Consider the following 17924-nt stretch of genomic DNA (forward strand, 5'->3'; position numbering starts at 1 on the left):
CGGCAAATCTGGCCGAAGCGATCTTCGCCAAGCGCGGAACGGGCGACACGAACTTTTCGCTTCGGCGTCGGCTGTGGCATCCTGTTCTGCCGCCGCCCCCTGGAGACATAGACTGCCTGCCGATGGACATACAGGTCGCCGACACGCTGCTGAACTCGCTGATCGACGGACGCTACCGCATCCGCGGTCGCGTGGCCCGTGGTGGGATGGCGACCGTCTACACCGCCATCGACGAACGGCTCGACCGTACGGTCGCGATCAAGATCATTCATCCGAACCAGGCGCAGGCCGCACAGGTGCAGCTCGCCGGGTTCCTGGAGCGGTTCACCGACGAGGCCAAGACCATCGCCCGGTTGACCCACCCGAACGTGGTGGCCGTCTACGACCAGGGCACCCACGGCGGCCTGCCGTACCTGGTCATGGAGTACGTCCGGGGCCGGACCCTGCGCGAGATCCTGGCCGAGCGCAAACGGCTCAACCCGAGCGAGGCGCTCGCGATCCTGGAGCAGATGCTCGCCGCGATCGGTGCCGCGCACCGGGCCGGTCTGGTGCACCGGGACGTGAAACCCGAGAACGTACTGGTCGCCGAGGCGCCGAGCGGTGGCGCGGCCAACCTCGTCGACAGCGTGGTGAAGGTCGCCGACTTCGGGCTCGCCCGGGCGGTCGAGGCAAGTTCCGACACCGAGGGCGGCAACCAGTTGATGGCGACGGTCGCCTACGTGGCACCCGAGCTGGTCACCGAGGGCCGCGCCGACCCGCGTACCGACGTCTACGCCGCCGGGATCGTGCTCTTCGAGATGCTCACCGGCCGGGTCCCGTACGACGGTGACCGGGCCGTGGACGTCGCCTGGCAGCACGTCGACCGGGACGTACCGCCGCCCTCCGGGCTGGTTCCCGGCCTGCCGCCGGTCCTCGACGAGCTGGTCCGCCGGGCGACCCGGCGCGACCCGGGAGCCCGGCCGACGGACGCGGGCGCGTTCCAGGCCGAGGTCCAGGTGGTCCGGGACGACCTCGGCACCGTCGCCAACGCCAACACGGCGGTACTGCGGCAGATCCCCGCCGTCGACCAGCCGACCATGGTGGTGCAGCAGCCCACCATGGTCGTCTCGTCGGTACGCCCCGCCGACCGTCCCTCCTGGGCCCGCCTGCCCGACCAGCCACGGGAACGCACCACCCCGCATCGCCGCCGCGCGGCCGGCCCGGGTTCCGATCTCCTCGACCGGGTCCGCGAGGTCGGCGGGCAGCTCTTCGCCGGTCGGGCCTCGGTCGTGGTGACCGTGGTCGCGCTCGCCCTGGTGATCGGGATGACCGGCTGGTGGTTCGCGTTCGGCCGCTACACCGAGACGCCGAGCCTGGCCGGGCTGGCCGGGACGGAGGCCCAGGCGCAGGCCGAACGGTCGGGCTTCGTGGTCGAGTACGCGGAACCCCGCTACAGCGAGGACATCGCCAAGGACAAGGTGCTCGCCCAGGATCCGGAGTCGACGAGCCGGATCCGGCGGGGCGGCACGATCACCCTCACCCTGTCCCTCGGTCCGGAGCGCTTCCCGGTCCCGGACGTGGCCGGCAAGACGCTCGACCTGGCCCAGCTCGACCTGGAGAACGCGAACCTTGTCCTGGTCCGCGGCACCGACCGGTACGACGACAACCTGCCGAAGGGCGTGGTGATCGCCACCAGCCCGAAGGTCGGCACCGAGGTCAAGCCCGGTGACAAGATCACGGTCATCGTCAGCAAGGGCAAGGCGCCGATCAGCGTCCCGGTCCTGGTCGGCAAGGACATCAGAGAGGTACGCAACATCGTCAGAGACCTCGGCCTGGAGCTCACCGAGTCGTACAAGGACTCCGACAAGCCCAAGGACCAGGTGATCGCGCAGACGCCCCAGGACGGCGCCGGGGTGGAGAAGAACGCGCAGATCAAGGTCGACGTCAGCAACGGTCCGCCGGCCATCAACATGCCCCGGGTGGTCGACCTGCCCTGCCAGCAGGCGAAGCAGGTCCTGGAGGGCCAGGGTCTGGGTGTCGTGGTGCAGTTCAACCCGAACGGGACGGTCCGGATCCAGAACCCGAACGAGAACACTCCGGTGCCGCCAGGGACCCAGGTTGTCATCACCTGCTTCTGATCATCACACCACCGGCCCGGCCGCCCCAGGCAGCACCGGCACGTCCGGTTCGCCGGGTGGCCGGTCCGGCACCGGGGCGAGCGGCCGGCCGGCCCCGAGCCGGCCCGTCGGCTCGCACACGCCCACCTCCGGCGGGCTGGCCAGAGCCGCCCTGCCGTACGCCGACGCGATCGGCTCGGAGGTGGTGCAGGTCTACGTCGGCAACTCGCGGGGCTGGGCGCTGCCGCCGGGCGACCCCGGCCAGGACGAGGCGTTCCGGGCCGGCTGCTCCGAACGCGGACTGGTGGCGTACATCCACGCGTCGCTGCTGGTGAACCTCGGCTCGCCCACCCCGGCGACCGTGCAGAAGTCGGTGGCGACCCTGGCGCACGCCCTGGAGCGGGGCGCCGCGATCGGTGCCACCGGGGTGGTCTTCCACGCCGGCAGCGCGGTCGACGCCGGGCACGCCGAGGCGGCGATGCGACAGGTACGCGAGGCGCTGCTCCCGCTGCTCGACTCGGCCGCCGCCAGCGGCGGTCCGAAGCTGCTGGTGGAGCCGAGCGCCGGTGGCGGGCGTTCGCTGGCCTCCCGGGTCGAGCACCTGGAGCCGTACCTCGCCGCCGTCGACTGGCACCCGTGGCTCGGCGCCTGCTTCGACACCTGCCACGCCTGGGCGGCCGGGCACGACCTGGCCCGGGAGGGCGGCATGCGCGAGACGCTGGACACGCTGGTCGAGGCGATCGGCGCGGAGCGGCTGTGGCTGGTGCACGCCAACGACTCGCGAGACCTCTGCGGCTCGACCCGGGACCGGCACGAGACCATCGGCAAGGGCAGCATCGGCGAGTCCGCGTTCGCCGAGCTGATGACCCATCCGGCCACCGCCGGGATCCCGGTGGTCGTCGAGACGCCGAGCGAGAACCAGGGACACGCCGACGACATCGCCACCCTCAAACGCTTCCGCCCCTGAAGGTCGGGCGGCCTGCCGGACGGTTTGGGCGGCGGTTCGGGGCGGCGTAGCGTGGCGGCGGTGGGGCGGGGTGTGCGGGGTGTGCTGCTGGTCGGGCTGCTGACCGCGCTCGCGGCGGCCGGCTGCGGCGGGCCGCCGACCGACCCGACCGGCGGCGCGGGCGCGTCGACCACCGGGGCGGGACCGTCGGTCACCCCGTCCGGGCCGACGACGAGCCGGCCCGGCGACCCGCCGGGCACGGCCCCCACGTTCGAGCACGACGTCTCCACGGTCACCGCAGCCGACCTCGGCGAGAGCTGGCGCCCCGGCTGCCCGGTCGGCCCGGACCAGCTCCGGCGGATCCGGCTCGACTACTGGGACTTCAACGGCCTTCCCCAGGTCGGCACGATCGTCGTGCACCGGTTGGTCACCGCCGAGGTGGTCGAGATCTTCGCCACCCTCTACCGGGAACGCTTCCCGATCCGGCGGCTACAGCCGGTCGACGCGTACGCCGGCAGCGACGACCGGTCGATGGCCGACGACAACACGTCCGGCTTCAACTGCCGCAGGGCGGTCTCCACCGGCGCGGCAAAGTGGTCCGTACACGCGTACGGGCAGGCGATCGACGTCAACCCGGTGGAGAACCCGTACCTGATCGACGGCCGCGTGCTGCCACCCGCCGGGGCGGCGTACCGGGACCGCTCCGGTCACCGACCGGGGATGGCGATCCCGGGTGGCGTACTGGTCGAGGCGTTCGCCGCGGCCGGCTGGCAGTGGGGCGGCGGTTGGCGCTCCCCCGACTACCAGCACTTCAGCCGCACCGGCGGCTGACCCGGCGCCCGATCCGGCCCCCCGACACCGGCGGAGCGGCTCCGGTCAGCGGCGGAAGATCTCGGTGAGCACCTCGACCGCCCGGCCCACTCCGGCGTCGTCCAGGTCGTAATGGGTCACCAACCGGGCGATGCGCGGGCCGAGCACCGAGACGAGTACGCCCCGGTCCCGGGCCGCCGCGCCCAGCTCGGGGGCGTCGAACCCGCACTTGGTCAGGTCCAGCGGAACGATGTTGGTGCGTACCGGACCGGCCAGTACCCCGAACGGGGCGAGCGCGTCGGCGAGCCGGGCCGCCCGGACGTGGTCGGCGGCGAGCCGCTCGACGTGGTGCCGCAGCGCGTACCGGCCGGCGGCGGCGAGGATCCCCGCCTGGCGCATCCCGCCACCCATCCGCTTGCGGATCATCCGGGCCCGGGCGATCCGTTCCGCGCTGCCGACCACCAGCGAACCGGCCGGCGCGCCGAGCCCCTTGGAGAGGCAGACCGACAGGGTGTCGAACAGCTCGCCGTAGCCGGCCAGCGGCACCCCGTCGGCGACGTGCGCGTGCCAGATCCGGGCGCCGTCGCAGTGCAGTCCGATCCCGGCGCCGTCGGCGACCCGGCGCAGCTCGCCGAGCGTGGCCAGCGGGATCACTCCGCCACCGCCCCGGTTGTGGGTCTGCTCGACGGCGATCGCCCGGGTCGGCACCGCGTGGTAGCCGCCCGGCCTGATCATCGCCGCGACCACCTCGGGGTCGACGTCGGCGCCGACCGGCGACCAGGTCCGGGTGGAGACGCCACCGATCGCGGCCGCAGCGCCGATCTCGTACGTCACCACGTGCGCGTCGGCGTCGCAGAGCAGTTCCTCACCGGGTGGCACCAGCAGCTGGATGGCGATCTGGTTGGCCATCGAGCCGGTCGGGGCGAAGAGGGCCGCCTCGTGCCCGAAGAGCGCGGCGACCTCGGCTTCGAGGGCGTTGACGGTCGGGTCCTCGCCGTACACGTCGTCGCCGACCTCGGCCGCGGCCATCTCGGCGCGCATTTCCGGGGTGGGTCGGGTGACGGTGTCCGACCGGAGGTCGACCACGGCCGGGGTGGAGGTGGGGTGGTCAGCCACGAAGCATCTCCGCTACCAGGAAGGCGAGTTCCAGCGACTGCTGGGTGTTGAGCCGGGGGTCGCAGGCGGTCTCGTAGCGGTCCGGCAGGTGGATATCCTCGATCGCCTGCGCGCCGCCGAGGCACTCGGTGACGTCTTCCCCGGTCAACTCGACGTGCAGGCCGCCCGGGTGGGTCTCCAGCGACCGGTGCACCTCGAAGTAGCCGAGCACCTCGTCGACGATCCGGTCGAAGTGCCGGGTCTTGTAGCCGTTGGACGACTCGTGGGTGTTGCCGTGCATCGGGTCGCACTGCCAGACGACCTTGGCACCGGCGGCGGTGACCTTGGCCACGATCGGCGGCAGCACCTCGCGTACCCGGCCGTTGCCCATCCGGCTGATCAGGGTGAGCCGGCCGGGGACGTTCTCCGGGTTCAGCTTCTCGCACAGCTCGATCGCCTGGTCGGGGGTGGTGGTGGGGCCGAGCTTGACGCCGATCGGGTTGGCGATCCGGGAGATGAAGTCCAGGTGCGCCCCGTCGAGCTGCCGGGTGCGCTCGCCGACCCAGAGGAAGTGCCCGGAGAGGCCGTACGCCCGGCCGTCGGAGACCCGGGTCAACGCCCGGTCGTACTCCAGGGCCAGCGCCTCGTGCGAGCAGTAGAGGGTGACCGTGCGCAGCGCCTCGTCCTCGGTCATCCCGCAGGCCCGGATGAAGGCGAGCGCCCGATCGATCTCCCGGGCGATCGCCTCGTAGCGCTCGCCGGCCGGGGAGTTCTTGACGAAGCCCTTGTTCCAGTCGTGCACGGCGTGCAGGTCGGCCAGCCCACCGGCGAGGTACGCCCGGAGCATGTTCATCGCCGCAGCCGAGTTCGCGTACGCCCGGATCATGCGCTGCGGGTCGGCGACCCGCGCCTCCGGCACCGCCTCCAGCGAGTTGATCATGTCGCCCCGGTACGCCGGCAGCCCCAGCGCGTCGGTCGGCAGCGAGCGCGGCTTGGTGTACTGCCCGGCCACCCGGGCCACCTTCACCACCGGCAGCGACGCCCCGTAGGTCAGCACCACCGCCATCTGGAGCAGGGTCCGGGCGTTGGCCAGCAGGTGGCTCTCGGTGTTGTCGGTGAAGGTCTCGGCGCAGTCGCCGCCCTGGAGCATGAACGCCCGGCCCTCGCAGACCAGCGCCAACCGGTGCCGGAGCTGGTCGACCTCGTAGGGCGCGACGATCGAGGGCACGTTCTGGAGGATCTTGCAGACCCCGTCCACCACCGCCTGGTCCGGCCAGGGCGGTGTCTGGGCCCGGGGCAGTTCCCGCCACCGGTCCAGGCCGAGCGCCTCGTCCTCGGCGGAATCCTCGGTCGGCCGACTGGTCTGCAACGCGGTGTTGCCCACGGCGGGGTAGCTCAACTGGTGCCACTCATGGCGCATGTCAAGAAGCGTACGGCGAGACTCGCACACTGCCGGGAGCGAGGTACGTCCGTCCGCTTCGTGGGAGCCCACGAGAGGCGGCCCCCCCTGCGACCCGGAGCCGATCAGGTCGGCTCGGTCGGGGAGCCGGACGGGGCCGGGGTGTGGCCGCCGATCGTCTCCTTGGCGATGCACCACTGCCCGTCGGCCCGGGCGACCGTGAAGAGGACCTTGGTTGGGGTGGCCTTGCCGCCGACCTTCACCGTGATCGATGTGCTGACGTCCTGGTCGGCACCGTTGGCCCGGACGTCGGTGATCTTCGTCGCCGAGACCGAGAAGTGCTTGGCGAAGTCGCCGTTCGGACCGGTGGCCGCCTGGTCGAAGGACTCCCGCAGGGGTTCGCAGAGCTGTTCGCGGCCGTCCGCGACGCTCTTCGCCTTCATCGCGTCCAGATATGCCTGCACCCGCTCGCGGGCCCGGGCCGGGCCCTCGTCCGGAGTGGGGGTGGGCTCGGCGCCCTGCCCGACGAGCCCGTCGAACGGGCCGCAGCCGGCCAGGCCGAGCGGCACCATCACCAGCACCGCGACCACGCCGACCACCCGCCGCCGTACGCCGACCATCGCGCTCCTTCCACCGAGGGGGTTCCCACCCTAGTCGAGCCACCGCCGACCGGCCCGCCCCGACGCCCCGCCGACACGGGCAGGCTCCCGCCGGAACCCGGGTCAGACCGGCGCCGGTTCCGGGGTACGGGTGTCGGCCGGGGCGCGCAGCCCGGGGCGGAGCAGGAGCGTGACCAGGAGGGAGAGCGTCGCCATCACGGTCATGGCGGCACCGGCCGGCAGGTACTGGGCGACGGTACCGGCCAGGGTCGCGGCCACCGCCTGCATGGTCAGCATCCCCGAGGAGTGCAGCCCGAGCGCCTGGCCGCGCATCTGCGCCGGGGTGAGGTCCACGAGGCGCTGCTGGAGCAGCACCCCGCCGCCGAATCCGGCCGAGGCGGCGGCGACGGCGAGCGCGGCGACCGGCAACGGGATCGGCAGGGCGAAGAGCAGGTACGGCACCCCGAGCGACAGTTGCAGCGGCGTGACGAGCCGCTGCCGCCACCGGGCCGGGACGAACCGGCCGACGACGGTGTCTCCGGCGAGCATCCCGAGGGCACCGGCGACGAAGAGTACCGCGGCGGTTTCCGGGGCGTACGGGATGAACAGCGCCTCGCAGCCGACGACGAGCCCGTTCGGCAGCCACAGCGCGAGGTAGACGTACCGGCGGGCGGGTGTCGCCCAGAGCTGGGTGTTGACCTGCCAGGTCCGGCGGACGGAGGGTCGGCCGACCGCCCTCGGCGGGCGGCGGGTGAGGCCGAACCGGGCGACGAGCGCGGCACAGAGATGCAGGCCGGCACCGATCAGCAGCACCTGGCGCGGGGTGGCGACGGTGAGCAGGGCGCCGCCGAGCGCGAAGCCGCTGACCTGCATCGCCCCGACCGACATGTTCATCACCGAGCGGCCGAGCAGGTAGCCGCCGTCGGGCAGGATCTCGCCGAGCAGACCCCAGCGGATCCCGCCGCCCACCGAGCCGGCCAGCCCCATCAGCCCGAGCACGATGAACATGGCCCAGATCGGCATGCCGGGCAGGGCCATCGCGAGCGTGCTGACGCCGAGGAAGAGCTTGATGCCCACCAGCGCGGCCCGTGGCGGCACCCGGTCGGCCATCGAGAGCAGCGTGGTGGCGCCGACCACCTGGGCGAAGAAGGGGCCGAAGAGGCTGAGCGCAGCGAGCAGCGGTGACCCGGTGGCGGAGTACACCAGGGTGCCGAGGGCGAGCCCGTTGACGGTGCCCGCCGCCATCTGGGCGGAGATCGCGAAGAAGAGAGGACGGAATTCGGGGACCCGGAACAACTCCCGATAGGTACGCACGGACGGCAGTCTGGGTGGGCCGCCCGGCGGGCAGATACCTTTTCACCTGAAGACGAAACCGGAGGTGGTCGTGGGGCTCTGGCTGCTCGACGCGGACGTGCTGGCCCGCAGCCGATTCGCCCTCTCCCCGCTGGTCGAGACGGTCGCGGTGCTCAAGATGCTGGACGGCCATCCGACGCTGCCCGGTCAGCGAGCCTGGATCGACGCGCACTCGGCCGCGTACCGGGCCCGGTTGGCGGAGGACCCGTTCGCCGTCGCCTTCGTCCGGAGCGCCTTCCCGCCCCGGTGGCTGCCCGACTTCCTCGGCACGCCGACCGACTTCCTCGGCAGCCGCACCGACGCCGCCGGGACCCCGGCCGGTAGCGCCGAGGAAATCTTCGCCGCCGAGCTGCGCCGGATCCGCGCCGTACCGGCCGAGGCGGCCCGCGCCGACCTGGCGACCGGGCTGCGCGGGCCGGTCCCCGCCGAGCTGCGCGGCGCCGACCTGCCGGAACGGGCCGCCGAGCTGCTGGACTGGGTCTGGTGCCGCATCCTGCGCCCGGACTGGCCGCGCCGGCAGCGGCTCTTCGAGGCCGACATCGTGTCCCGGACCCACCTGCTCAGCTCGGGCGGCTGGGCCGCCGCACTGGACGGGATGCGGCCGGGGATGCGCTGGCTGGGGCGGGGGCAGCTCCAGATCAACACGTACGACCTGCCGCCGCAGGATCTCGGCGACGCTGGGCTGCTCTTCGTGCCGAGTACCTCTCCCCGGGGCTGGGTGGGCTCCGAGATCCGGGGGGGCGGCGGTTCCGGCACTCCGCACCGGCACACCGTCGTCTACCCGTGCCAGGGACTCCTGGCCGATCCGGCCCGTGCCGCCCCGCCGGCGGCCCTTCGCCGGCTGCTCGGCCCGGTCCGGGCGGAGATCCTGGCCCGGCTGGACTCGCCGACCAGCACCACCGGGCTGGTCGCCGCGACCGGTCACGGGCTGGGCTCGGTCGGTGGGCACCTGCGGGTACTGCTCGACGCCCAGCTCGTGCGGCGGCGCCGCTCGGGGCGGTACGTGCTCTACTTCCGCACCGCCGACGGTGACCGGCTGGTCCGGATCAGCCGGCGGTCCGACGAGCGGACCGCCGGCTGAGTCACCGGTCGACGGGCCAGCCAGGCGTGCCGGGCGCCGGCCGACGACCGACCCGGCCGGCGCCCGGCGCCCGGCCTCAGTCGAGCAGCGCGGTCACCGTGCCGGCGGCGACCGTCCGGCCGCCCTCCCGGACGGCGAAGCCGAGCCCGACGTCCATCGCGATCGGCTTGCCCAGCTCGACCGTGATCGCCACGGTGTCGCCGGGGGCCACCTGGGGCAGTTCGCCCAGGTCCACCGCGCCGACCACGTCCGTGGTCCGGAAGTAGAACTGCGGCCGGTAGTTGGCGTGGAACGGGGTACGCCGACCGCCCTCGGCGGTGGTCAGCGCGTAGAGCTGGGCGGTGAACCGGCGGTGCGGCGTGACGCTGCCCGGCAGGGCCACCACCTGCCCCCGCTGCACCTGGTCGCGCTTGACCCCGCGCAGCAGTACCGCCGCGTTGTCCCCGGCCTGCGCCGACTCCAGCGAGCGGCCGAAGGTCTCCAGCCCGATCGCCACGGTCGACAGGGTCGGGGCGAGCCCGACCACTTCGACCGGGTCACCGGCGCGCAGCGAGCCCCGCTCGACGGCTCCGGTCACCACGGTCCCCCGGCCGGAGATGGTGAGCACGTTCTCGATCGGCATCAGGAACGGCCGGTCGAGTTCGCGCGGCGGCACCGGGACGTACCGGTCGACCGCGTCGAGCAGGTCCGCGATGGACCTGACCCAGGCCGGGTCGCCCTCCAGGGCCCGCAGCGCGGAGACCCGCACCACCGGCACCTCGTCACCGGGGAAGCCGTACTCGCTGACCAGTTCCCGCACCTCCAGCTCGACCAGGTCGAGCAGTTCGGGGTCGGTCACCGCGTCCGCCTTGTTCAGCGCCACCACCAGGTACGGCACCCCGACCCGCTGGGCGAGCAGTACGTGCTCCCGGGTCTGCGGCATCGCGCCGTCGAGCGCCGAGACGACCAGGATCGCCCCGTCCACCTGCGCCGCCCCCGTGATCATGTTCTTCACGTAGTCGGCGTGACCCGGCATGTCGACGTGCGCGTAGTGCCGGGTGGCGGTCTCGTACTCGACGTGCGCGATGGTGATGGTGATGCCCCGGGCGACCTCCTCCGGCGCCCGGTCGATGCCGTCGAAGGCGACGAACCGGTTGACCGCCGGGTCCCGGTCGGCGAGCACCTTGGTGATCGCGGCGGTCAGCGTGGTCTTGCCGTGGTCGACGTGCCCCATCGTGCCGATGTTGAGGTGCGGCTTGGTACGAACGAACTGGCTCTTGGCCATGAGACTGTCCTCAATGGAGAGACGGGTTGGCGGGCGACGAGCGCGGGCGGATGCCAGACCGCGAGAGGGGGAACCGCGCCAGAACCGCGCATCCGGTGCGCCAGAAAGGGCGGCACCGGGAATCCGGGCCACCCTCCTCCGTGGGTTCTGCTGGTGCGGGAGGAGGGTCAGCCTCGCGCGCCGCTATCCAGCCGGCCGGGCTGGTGCGACGGGGTCGACGCCACGCACACGGCGGCGGGGCCCAGCAGGAGGAACCCTGCGGGCCACACGAAGCCGACCGTGCCGAACATGTCGATCACGCTAGACCGGAACGCCACCGACCGCGACCGAATTCCCGGCCACCATCGCGGCGCACTCCGGCGTGGGCGCGCAGGTGACAAGCGACACCCTGGCGACCTGCGGTCGGCTTCTCTACGGTCGACTGCGGCGTACTACTGGAAACAATCCTTACCGGAGGACGGGTGCGGGCGCTAGGGGCGTGGCTGCGCGACACGGCCGGCGGGCTACCGGCGGTTTTCTGGTTCCTCTGGTCAGGACTGCTGATCAACCGGGTCGGCGCGTTCGCGATGCTGTTCCTGCCGCTCTACCTCACCGACGCGCGCGGGGCCAGCGACGCGCTCGCCGGACTGGTGGTCGGGGCGTACGGGCTCGGCGGGGTGGCCGGAGTGCTGCTCGGCGGAGTACTCGCCGACCGCTGGGGACGGCGCCGCACCCTGGTCTGGTCGCACCTGGCGGCGTCGGCGCTGATGGCGAGCATGGCGGTGGTGACCAGCCTGCCGGCGATCGCACTGCTCGCCGCCCTGGTCGGGATCGCCCACTCGATGCCGGGCCCGGCCTTCGTCGCCGCGATCGTCGACGTGGTGCCGGCGCCCCGCCGCTCCCGCGCGTTCAACCTGCAGTTCTGGGCGTTCAACCTCGGCATGGCGGGCGCGTCGGCGCTGGCCGGGCTGCTCGCCGAGGCGAGCTATCTGGCGCTGTTCCTGGTCGACGCGGCGGCCACCCTCACCACCACGGTCATCATCGCCTGGAAGGTGCCGGAGACCCTGGTCCGGACGGCCCCGGCAGCCTCGGCGGGTGACCCGGAAGCGGCACCGGCCCGCCGCGTCGGGCTGCGTACCCCGCTCACCGACCGGATCTTCCTGGCCTTCGTCGCGCTGACCTTCGCGCACGCCGTGATCACCGCGCAGAACTCCACGGTGATGCCGCTGGCGATGCGCGCCGACGGCCTCAGCTCCTCGGCGTACGGGCTGGTGGTGGCGCTGGGCGGGCTGTTCATCGTGATCGGTCAGCTCTTCGTGCCCCGGCTGATCGACGGTCGCCGCAAGCACCGGGTGCTGGCCACCGCGCTGGGCCTGGCCGCCTTCGGGTACGCCGGCCTGGCCGTCGCCGACGGGCTGCCCGGGTACCTGCTGGCGGCGCTGGTCTGGACCGTCGGCGCGATGCTCGCCGCACCGCCGAACGCGGAGATCAACGCCGAACTCGCCCCGCCCCGGCTACGTGGCCGTTACCAGGCGGTCTTCTTCCTCACCTTCCCGGCCGCGGCCTTCGTCGCCCCGGCGGTCGGCGGGGCGAGCCTGCAGTATCTCGGCGACGGTCACTGGCTGGCGGTCGCCGCGCTCGGCCTGCTCGCGGTCGCCGGCCATCTCCTCGCCGGCCCGCCCCGGGAACGCCGGGTGGCCCGGGTCGCCACCGCACCCGTGGTCAGCGACCCAGTTCGGCGCTGATCTCGCGCCCCGCTGCTGGCCGAGCGGATGGCCGGGCGGTTTCCCCGGCTCGACGCGCTCGGCGCGGCCGGTGCGTTCGACGTCCCCGACCCGGCGCTCCCCTACACCCTGCAACGGCTGCTGGACCGCTTCACCTTCGGGCTCGACCTGGTCCTCGACGCGATCGGCGCCCGGATCACGGCGGCCCGGCGCTGACCCGCGGAACGGTACGGCCACCGCGACGGCCGTACCGTTCTGCGGGTTCTCAGCGCGCCAGGGCCTTCTCCAACTCGGCCTTGGACATGCTCGACCGGCCCTTGATGTTGCGCTTCTTCGCCTCGTTGTAGAGCTGTTCCCTGGTACGCCCCTGCGCGCCGGTGTGCGACCGCTTGCCGCCCCGGTGCCCGGAGGAGACGTCCTTGACCGAGGAGCGGCTCGCGGTCTTCGACTCGCCGGCCCGGGCGCGTTCCTTGTTGACCGTCCGGGCGGCGATCTCCTCGGCGCGCTCGGTCGACTCACCGCGCTTTCGCGCACTGGCCTTGATGTGCTTGTACTGGCGTTCCCGCTTCGGACTCGACCCTGCGGGCATGACGGGACTCCTTTCGGGGGGAGGATGGTCAGAGGATGGGCTTGCCCCCGGTGACCGGGATGATCGCGCCGGAGATGTAGCTGGCCTCGTCCGAGGCGAGCAGCACGTACGCCGGGGCGACCTCCTTCGGCTGGCCGGGGCGGCCCAGCGGGGTGTTCTTGCCGAACTTCTCGACCTGTTCGGGTGGCATGGTGGACGGGATCAACGGGGTCCAGATCGGGCCGGGCGCGACCCCGTTGACCCGGATCCCCCGCTCCCCGAGCATCTGGGCCAGGCCGGCGGTGAAGTTCGCGATCGCGCCCTTGGTGGTCGCGTACGGCAGCAGCGTCGGGCGCGGCGTGTCGTAGTTGATCGAACTGGTGTTGATGATCGACGCCTTCTCACCGAGGTGCGGCAGCGCCGCCTGGACCAGCCGGAACATCGCCGTGATGTTGACGTCGAAGGTGTGTTGCCACTCCTCGTCGGTGACCTCTTCGAGGCTCTCGTGCGTCATCTGGTAGGCGGCGTTGTTCACCAGTACGTCGATCCGGCCGAACTCCTCGACCGCCCGGTCCACCACCGCCCGGCACACCGCCGGATCGCCGACGTCCCCGGCGACGAGTACCGCCTGCCGGCCCTCGTCCTCGACCAGCTTCGCGGTCTCCCGGGCGTCCTCGTGCTCGCTCAGGTACGAGATCAGCACGTCGGCGCCCTCCCGGGCGTACGCGAGGGCGACCGCCCGGCCGATGCCGCTGTCCGCGCCGGTGATCACCGTCTTCTTGCCCGCCAGTCGACCGGCGCCCCGGTAGGAGTCCTCGCCGTGGTCGGGCTTGGCATGCATCCCCTGCAGGGTGCCGGGGGGCTGCTGCTGCGGTTCGGCCTGCTGGTCCTCGGGCATCGGGGCGCTCCTCGGGTTCGTCGCTCCTCGGGTTCAGGGACGGCGGGCCGGGAGGGACGGAGCCTTTCCCGGCCGTCGGTGGCAAATGTCCCCATACCCGGCAGGTGGTAAACCCGTGGAGCTGGGCCGAGCGCCGGCCGCAGCGGTCGTCACATGGTGGCGTGCCGCCGCGCGAACGCCTCGATCGCGTCCAGGTCGGCCGGGCGGAGTCCCCGGCCCGGGTCGGGCGCGATCAGCAGGGCGACACCCCGGGCCACCGCCCGATCCAGCATCCGGTCGCCGGCCGGGATCGCCTCGTCGTCGGTCCAGACGAGGGTACGGCCGGACGCCAGCACCGCGTGCGCGGCGGCCAGCTTGACCGGCCAGCCCAGTTCGCCGGTCGGCACCGGGTCGCAGCGGAGGGCCCGTTCCAGCACCGGCAGCCGCCACAGCCGCTCCAGCACGTCCGCCTCCGGGCACCAGGTGCTGCACCAGCGCACCTCCACCGCCCCGGACTCGTGCAGGGTACGGATCCGGTCGACGAGCGCGCCGGCCCAGCGCAGCGGGTACTCACACCGGTCCGCCTCGGACCAGACGTCGGCCCGGCGGGCCGCCCGGCCCCACCCCGGCCGGCGGGCGTTGATCACGCCGTCGACGTCCAGCAGCCAGACCGGCGGCAGATCCGGTACGACCGGCAGATCCAGCGCGGTATCCATGGTGCCTCCGATGATCGGTCCTCATTGTGGACGCCGCCCGCCAGCCCGGCCCGAGCCCCGCGAAATCGACGACCGGCGGCAACCGGGAACGCTGGGCATCTTCTTCGCCACCAACCCGGACGAGTCGGTGATCGTGTGGGGCCTGGCAACGGCATTCGGTCTATCGGGCGCGCTATCTCGCGGCCTCCGCCGACCCGGCCTGGCGCCACCTGACCTTCGTCCGGATCAGATCCCGCACCGCCGCCCGCCGGCTGCTCGCCGAGGCGGCCGTGCGGGCCGGGCCGGAGTCCTGAGACGGCCGGCGGGTTCCAGGATCATCCCGTCCGGAGCCGGTCGGCGATGGCGGCGGCGATCTCCTCGCGCTGGTCGGTCGTCAGCCACTCACTCTCCGGGCGGGTGAGGTAGTGGAAGACCCGTGGCCCGCGATGCTCCGGCGGAAGGTCCGGCATCCGGGGTACGAGGTGGAAGTGCACGTGCCCGAAGCCCTCTGCCTCGGCGAACTGCATCACGTAGGTCTTCTCGCAGCGTACGGCGTCGTGCAGGGCGGTGCTGAGCCGGTGGACCAGCGGGCCCAGCTCGGCGGCCTCGGCAGGGGTCAACTCGGCGATCGAGGTGACGTGCCGCCGTGGCAGCACGATCAGCCAGCCGGGCAGGCTGGAGTTGAACGCGTGCGCCGTACGCCAGTGGTCGGTCAGGTGCAGCCGTTCGGCGAGCGACGCGGTGCCGAGGTTGTTCTCCTCCCGGCAGGAGTAGCAGTCCCCGGTCATCGCTCCATCCTGCACTCCGGTGGCGAGGTCACGGCAGGAACGGAGCGAAGTGCGCGGCCACCAGGTCGGCGACCCCTTCCGCGTCCCGGCTGCCGTCGACCTCGATCACCCGGATGTCGAGCCGGCGGGCGCCGCGTACGGCGTCGTCGGCGAGCAGGCGGTCCCGCTGAATCCGGTTCCGCTGCCCGAGTTCGGGATCGCTGACCTGGTGACCGAGCCGACCGGCCCGGGGTAGCCGGTCGAGCTGCCGCTGCCGGAACTCCTCGGTCGGCACCATCACCACCATCCGCCGGGTCGATCCGGCGACCGGCGCGACCAGATCGGGTCGCAGCCCCCAACCCTCGGCCAGGATGGGCCGGGGTGAGGCGAGCGCCCGCAGGTCGTCCTGCACCCACTCGAAGCGTTCGGCGAACTCCACCAGCACCTGCCGGGCCATCTCCTCCGGCGCCGTGCGGACCCAGAACGTCTCCCAGTCGGGGTGGGCCGGCTCGCCACGCCGGATCCGGCGTGCCACTCGGCGGTCGTCGTGGCCGCGCGCGTCGTGGTAGTCGTAGTGGTAGTGCGTCAGGCCGTACCGCTCGGTGAGGATTCCGGCCACCGTCGACTTGCCGGCCCACTGGCCGCCGCCGATCCAGAGCGCCCGGCGCAGGGTGCTGAACGGGTCCCATGGCATGCCCAGAATCGTGACCTCGTCACGGGCCGAATTCCAGTCTTGTATTTGGATATCCGCCCTGGTCAACTGAGGTTAAGGGGCACCGTGCCGGTGCCGCCGTCGTGGCGGGGCATCAGCGGCCGGATCGGCCGGGCACCCAGCCGAGGAAGCGCTCACTGAGCACCGTCGCCGCCGGGGCGCCGCCCGGGTTGAGTGCGTGCAGATCCCGGTACGCCTCGGCGAGCGACGAGCCGAGATAGACGCAGAGCGCGACCCGGGTGTCCGGGTACTCCCGGACCAGGCTGAGTCGGGCGGCCGCACACGGCCAGGGTTGCCCGTCGGTGCGACACAGCCAGAGTGGCCGCAGCGGCGTGTGGGGGCCGACCGGCGACTCCGGGGCCGTCATCTCCACGCCCCGGTGCCGACGCGGCCCCGCCGCCGCTCCCCCGCCGTGCCGCGACCGCCGTCGACCAGCGTCGGCAGCGTTCGGCGGGTCGGGTACTCCGCGTTCCAGCGGGGATGCTGGTTGCGCCCGCGCGGCGGCATCGACGGCAGCGGCGGTGGCGGGTCCACTGTCGGCGGGACGAGCGGCACCGCGAGTTGGGGCGGCAGGTCGGGTGTCGGGACCGTCTGCGGCAGCAGGATCGAGAGTCCCCGGTACGGGCAGGACGACCACCGCCGCCCGCACCGGCACCACAACCACAGCCGGCGCCAGTCGGGTCGATGCCGGAAAACGAGTGGGACGGGCCGGGTCCGGCGCACTTTCCGCATCGCGTCTCCTTCCGAGTTGGAAGGGGGCCATCTCATTACGGGGGGAAGTGAGATGGCCCCCGCAGGTTCCGCCCGGCCGGTCACCATGCCATTTGAATTCCGAGCGGTTCCGCTAGTGACACTCTGCTGTGGAGTGCACTACGGTCGATACGTGCTCGCGGCATCCGTGCAGGTCAGAGCGGCGGGCGAGCGATTTTGTGGAACGCGTCTTCGGCAGTGAGCAGAGGTGGGATTATCGATGGGACTCGTCACGGAATACGTCCTCGCCGAGCTTAGGCTGTTTCGTGCTGAGCAGCGACTCAGTCAGGAGGAGTTCGGGCGCAAGATCGGCTATTCCGGATCACATGTCAGCTCGGTGGAAACCGGCCAGCGTCCGCCGACCGACGAATACATGGAAAAGATCGACCAGGCTTTCCAGACCGGCGGCACGTTCAGCCGGATGCTCAAGAAGCTCGCCAAGCTGGACAGCACCCCGGCCTGGCTCCGCGACTGGATCGAGTTCGAGCGCCTGGCCCGCCTGCTCCGCTGGTACGAGCCAGCCTTCGTCCCCGGCCTGCTCCAGACCGAGTCGTACGCCCGAGCGCTGCTGACGGGTGTACACCTCCCGCCGGAGCAGGTCGAGCAGCGAGTTCGCAGTCGGCTGGATCGGCAAGCCGTGCTCACGGTCGACAATCCACCACAGTGCATCTTCGTAATCGATGCGATGGTCCTCCGGCGGCCGGTGCGCGGGCACCCGAGCGTGATGGCCGAGCAGCTTGACCATCTGGTGAAGTGCGCGGAGCTGCCTAACGTGCAGATCCTCGTGGTTCCTCAAGAAGTCGGGGTCTACGCTGGGCTCCAGGGAGGGTTCATCCTGGCGACACTGCCGGACCAGTCTGTGGTGGCGCATCTCGATCACCAAGTGCGGGCGCAGATCGTCGACCGGGCGGAGGACCTCGCCACGCTCCAGGGGACTTGGGAGGCCATCCGCAGCGAGGCCCTTCCGATGGTGCAATCGCTCGAACTGATCAGGGAGGCGGCGAAGGAATGGACATGACCGGCGCCAACTGGCGCAAGTCGACCCGCTCGGGCACCAACGGCGGGTCCTGCGTCGAAGTGGCGGACAACCTGCCCGGCATCGTGCTCGTACGCGACACCAAGGACCGCGACGGCGGCACCCTCGCCTTCGGACCGGCCCACTGGCAGGCGTTCGTACGCCTCGCCAAGCAGCACCAACCGACCGTCTGA

The 17924-nt window shown here is 72.3% G+C and carries 20 protein-coding genes; 8 read left to right on the plus strand and 12 right to left on the minus strand.

Going from position 1 to position 17924, the window contains the following annotated elements:
• The first annotated feature begins 122 nt into the window (after nt 1-122).
• The 3 genes from pknB to ACSMXO_RS32935 are packed head-to-tail and all read left to right on the plus strand — an operon-like array spanning nt 123 to nt 3873.
• Nucleotides 123-2117 (plus strand): Stk1 family PASTA domain-containing Ser/Thr kinase, encoded by a 1995-nt coding sequence (pknB, locus tag ACSMXO_RS32925; protein ID WP_455415079.1) that lies wholly within the window; start codon nt 123-125, stop codon nt 2115-2117.
• Complete coding sequence (locus ACSMXO_RS32930; RefSeq protein ID WP_455415080.1) at nt 2098-3063, plus strand: deoxyribonuclease IV; 966 nt, start codon at nt 2098-2100, stop codon at nt 3061-3063. Before pknB ends, ACSMXO_RS32930 begins: the two co-directional genes overlap by 20 nt.
• Nucleotides 3064-3123: 60 nt before the next feature.
• Entirely contained in the window at nt 3124-3873 is a 750-nt protein-coding gene (locus ACSMXO_RS32935) for a M15 family metallopeptidase (protein WP_455415081.1), read from the plus strand.
• A 45-nt stretch (nt 3874-3918) separates the two neighbouring features.
• Here the strand turns inward: ACSMXO_RS32935 and ACSMXO_RS32940 are convergent, their stop codons facing one another.
• The 4 genes from ACSMXO_RS32940 to ACSMXO_RS32955 all read right to left on the minus strand — a co-directional run bounded on the left by ACSMXO_RS32940 (nt 3919) and on the right by ACSMXO_RS32955 (nt 8259).
• Nucleotides 3919-4938: a threonine aldolase family protein gene (locus ACSMXO_RS32940; RefSeq protein WP_455419369.1), complete on the minus strand. Its 1020-nt coding sequence runs from the start codon at nt 4936-4938 to the stop codon at nt 3919-3921.
• 22 nt (nt 4939-4960) lie between these two features.
• Nucleotides 4961-6367: a class II 3-deoxy-7-phosphoheptulonate synthase gene (locus tag ACSMXO_RS32945; RefSeq protein WP_455415082.1), complete on the minus strand. Its 1407-nt coding sequence runs from the start codon at nt 6365-6367 to the stop codon at nt 4961-4963.
• A gap of 104 nt (nt 6368-6471) precedes the next feature.
• Complete coding sequence (locus ACSMXO_RS32950) at nt 6472-6966, minus strand: Rv0361 family membrane protein (protein ID WP_455415083.1); 495 nt, start codon at nt 6964-6966, stop codon at nt 6472-6474.
• A gap of 102 nt (nt 6967-7068) precedes the next feature.
• Nucleotides 7069-8259: an MFS transporter gene (locus tag ACSMXO_RS32955; protein ID WP_455415084.1), complete on the minus strand. Its 1191-nt coding sequence runs from the start codon at nt 8257-8259 to the stop codon at nt 7069-7071.
• A gap of 70 nt (nt 8260-8329) precedes the next feature.
• On the opposite strand from ACSMXO_RS32955, the gene ACSMXO_RS32960 reads away from it, so the two are divergent.
• Nucleotides 8330-9379, plus strand: a complete 1050-nt coding sequence (locus tag ACSMXO_RS32960; RefSeq protein ID WP_455415085.1) for an ArsR/SmtB family transcription factor — start codon at nt 8330-8332, stop codon at nt 9377-9379.
• 76 nt (nt 9380-9455) lie between these two features.
• On the opposite strand, the gene tuf is transcribed toward ACSMXO_RS32960, so the two are convergent.
• Nucleotides 9456-10643, minus strand: a complete 1188-nt coding sequence (tuf, locus tag ACSMXO_RS32965) for an elongation factor Tu (RefSeq protein WP_346257866.1) — start codon at nt 10641-10643, stop codon at nt 9456-9458.
• 461 nt (nt 10644-11104) lie between these two features.
• Here tuf and ACSMXO_RS32970 point away from each other — a divergent pair, with 461 nt between their 5' ends.
• Both ACSMXO_RS32970 and ACSMXO_RS32975 read left to right on the plus strand, forming a co-directional pair.
• Nucleotides 11105-12367, plus strand: coding sequence for an MFS transporter (locus ACSMXO_RS32970; protein WP_455415086.1), 1263 nt, complete (start codon nt 11105-11107; stop codon nt 12365-12367).
• A 27-nt stretch (nt 12368-12394) separates the two neighbouring features.
• Nucleotides 12395-12562: a hypothetical protein gene (locus ACSMXO_RS32975; protein ID WP_455415087.1), complete on the plus strand. Its 168-nt coding sequence runs from the start codon at nt 12395-12397 to the stop codon at nt 12560-12562.
• 49 nt (nt 12563-12611) lie between these two features.
• Here ACSMXO_RS32975 and ACSMXO_RS32980 read toward each other — a convergent pair whose 3' ends face one another.
• From ACSMXO_RS32980 to ACSMXO_RS33010, 7 genes are all read right to left on the minus strand, one after another.
• Nucleotides 12612-12935, minus strand: coding sequence for a plasmid stabilization protein (locus tag ACSMXO_RS32980; protein WP_346257869.1), 324 nt, complete (start codon nt 12933-12935; stop codon nt 12612-12614).
• A gap of 28 nt (nt 12936-12963) precedes the next feature.
• Nucleotides 12964-13812, minus strand: coding sequence for a glucose 1-dehydrogenase (locus ACSMXO_RS32985; RefSeq protein WP_455415088.1), 849 nt, complete (start codon nt 13810-13812; stop codon nt 12964-12966).
• A 149-nt stretch (nt 13813-13961) separates the two neighbouring features.
• On the minus strand, nt 13962-14507 hold the full coding sequence (locus ACSMXO_RS32990) for a hypothetical protein (RefSeq protein WP_455415089.1): 546 nt from the start codon (nt 14505-14507) through the stop codon (nt 13962-13964).
• Nucleotides 14508-14821: 314 nt separating this feature from the next.
• Nucleotides 14822-15274: an HIT family protein gene (locus tag ACSMXO_RS32995; RefSeq protein WP_455415090.1), complete on the minus strand. Its 453-nt coding sequence runs from the start codon at nt 15272-15274 to the stop codon at nt 14822-14824.
• A gap of 28 nt (nt 15275-15302) precedes the next feature.
• Nucleotides 15303-15947: a hypothetical protein gene (locus ACSMXO_RS33000; protein ID WP_455415091.1), complete on the minus strand. Its 645-nt coding sequence runs from the start codon at nt 15945-15947 to the stop codon at nt 15303-15305.
• A 112-nt stretch (nt 15948-16059) separates the two neighbouring features.
• On the minus strand, nt 16060-16332 hold the full coding sequence (locus tag ACSMXO_RS33005; RefSeq protein ID WP_455415092.1) for a hypothetical protein: 273 nt from the start codon (nt 16330-16332) through the stop codon (nt 16060-16062).
• Complete coding sequence (locus tag ACSMXO_RS33010) at nt 16329-16697, minus strand: hypothetical protein (RefSeq protein ID WP_455415093.1); 369 nt, start codon at nt 16695-16697, stop codon at nt 16329-16331. Before ACSMXO_RS33010 ends, ACSMXO_RS33005 begins: the two co-directional genes overlap by 4 nt.
• A 238-nt stretch (nt 16698-16935) precedes the next feature.
• Between ACSMXO_RS33010 and ACSMXO_RS33015 the strand changes: the two genes are divergently transcribed.
• Nucleotides 16936-17733, plus strand: coding sequence for a helix-turn-helix domain-containing protein (locus tag ACSMXO_RS33015; protein WP_455415094.1), 798 nt, complete (start codon nt 16936-16938; stop codon nt 17731-17733).
• Nucleotides 17730-17924, plus strand: coding sequence for a DUF397 domain-containing protein (locus ACSMXO_RS33020; protein WP_455415095.1), 195 nt, complete (start codon nt 17730-17732; stop codon nt 17922-17924). The genes ACSMXO_RS33015 and ACSMXO_RS33020 overlap by 4 nt, the downstream gene beginning before the upstream one ends.

It is taken from the genome of Plantactinospora sp. DSM 117369, assembly GCF_053764795.1.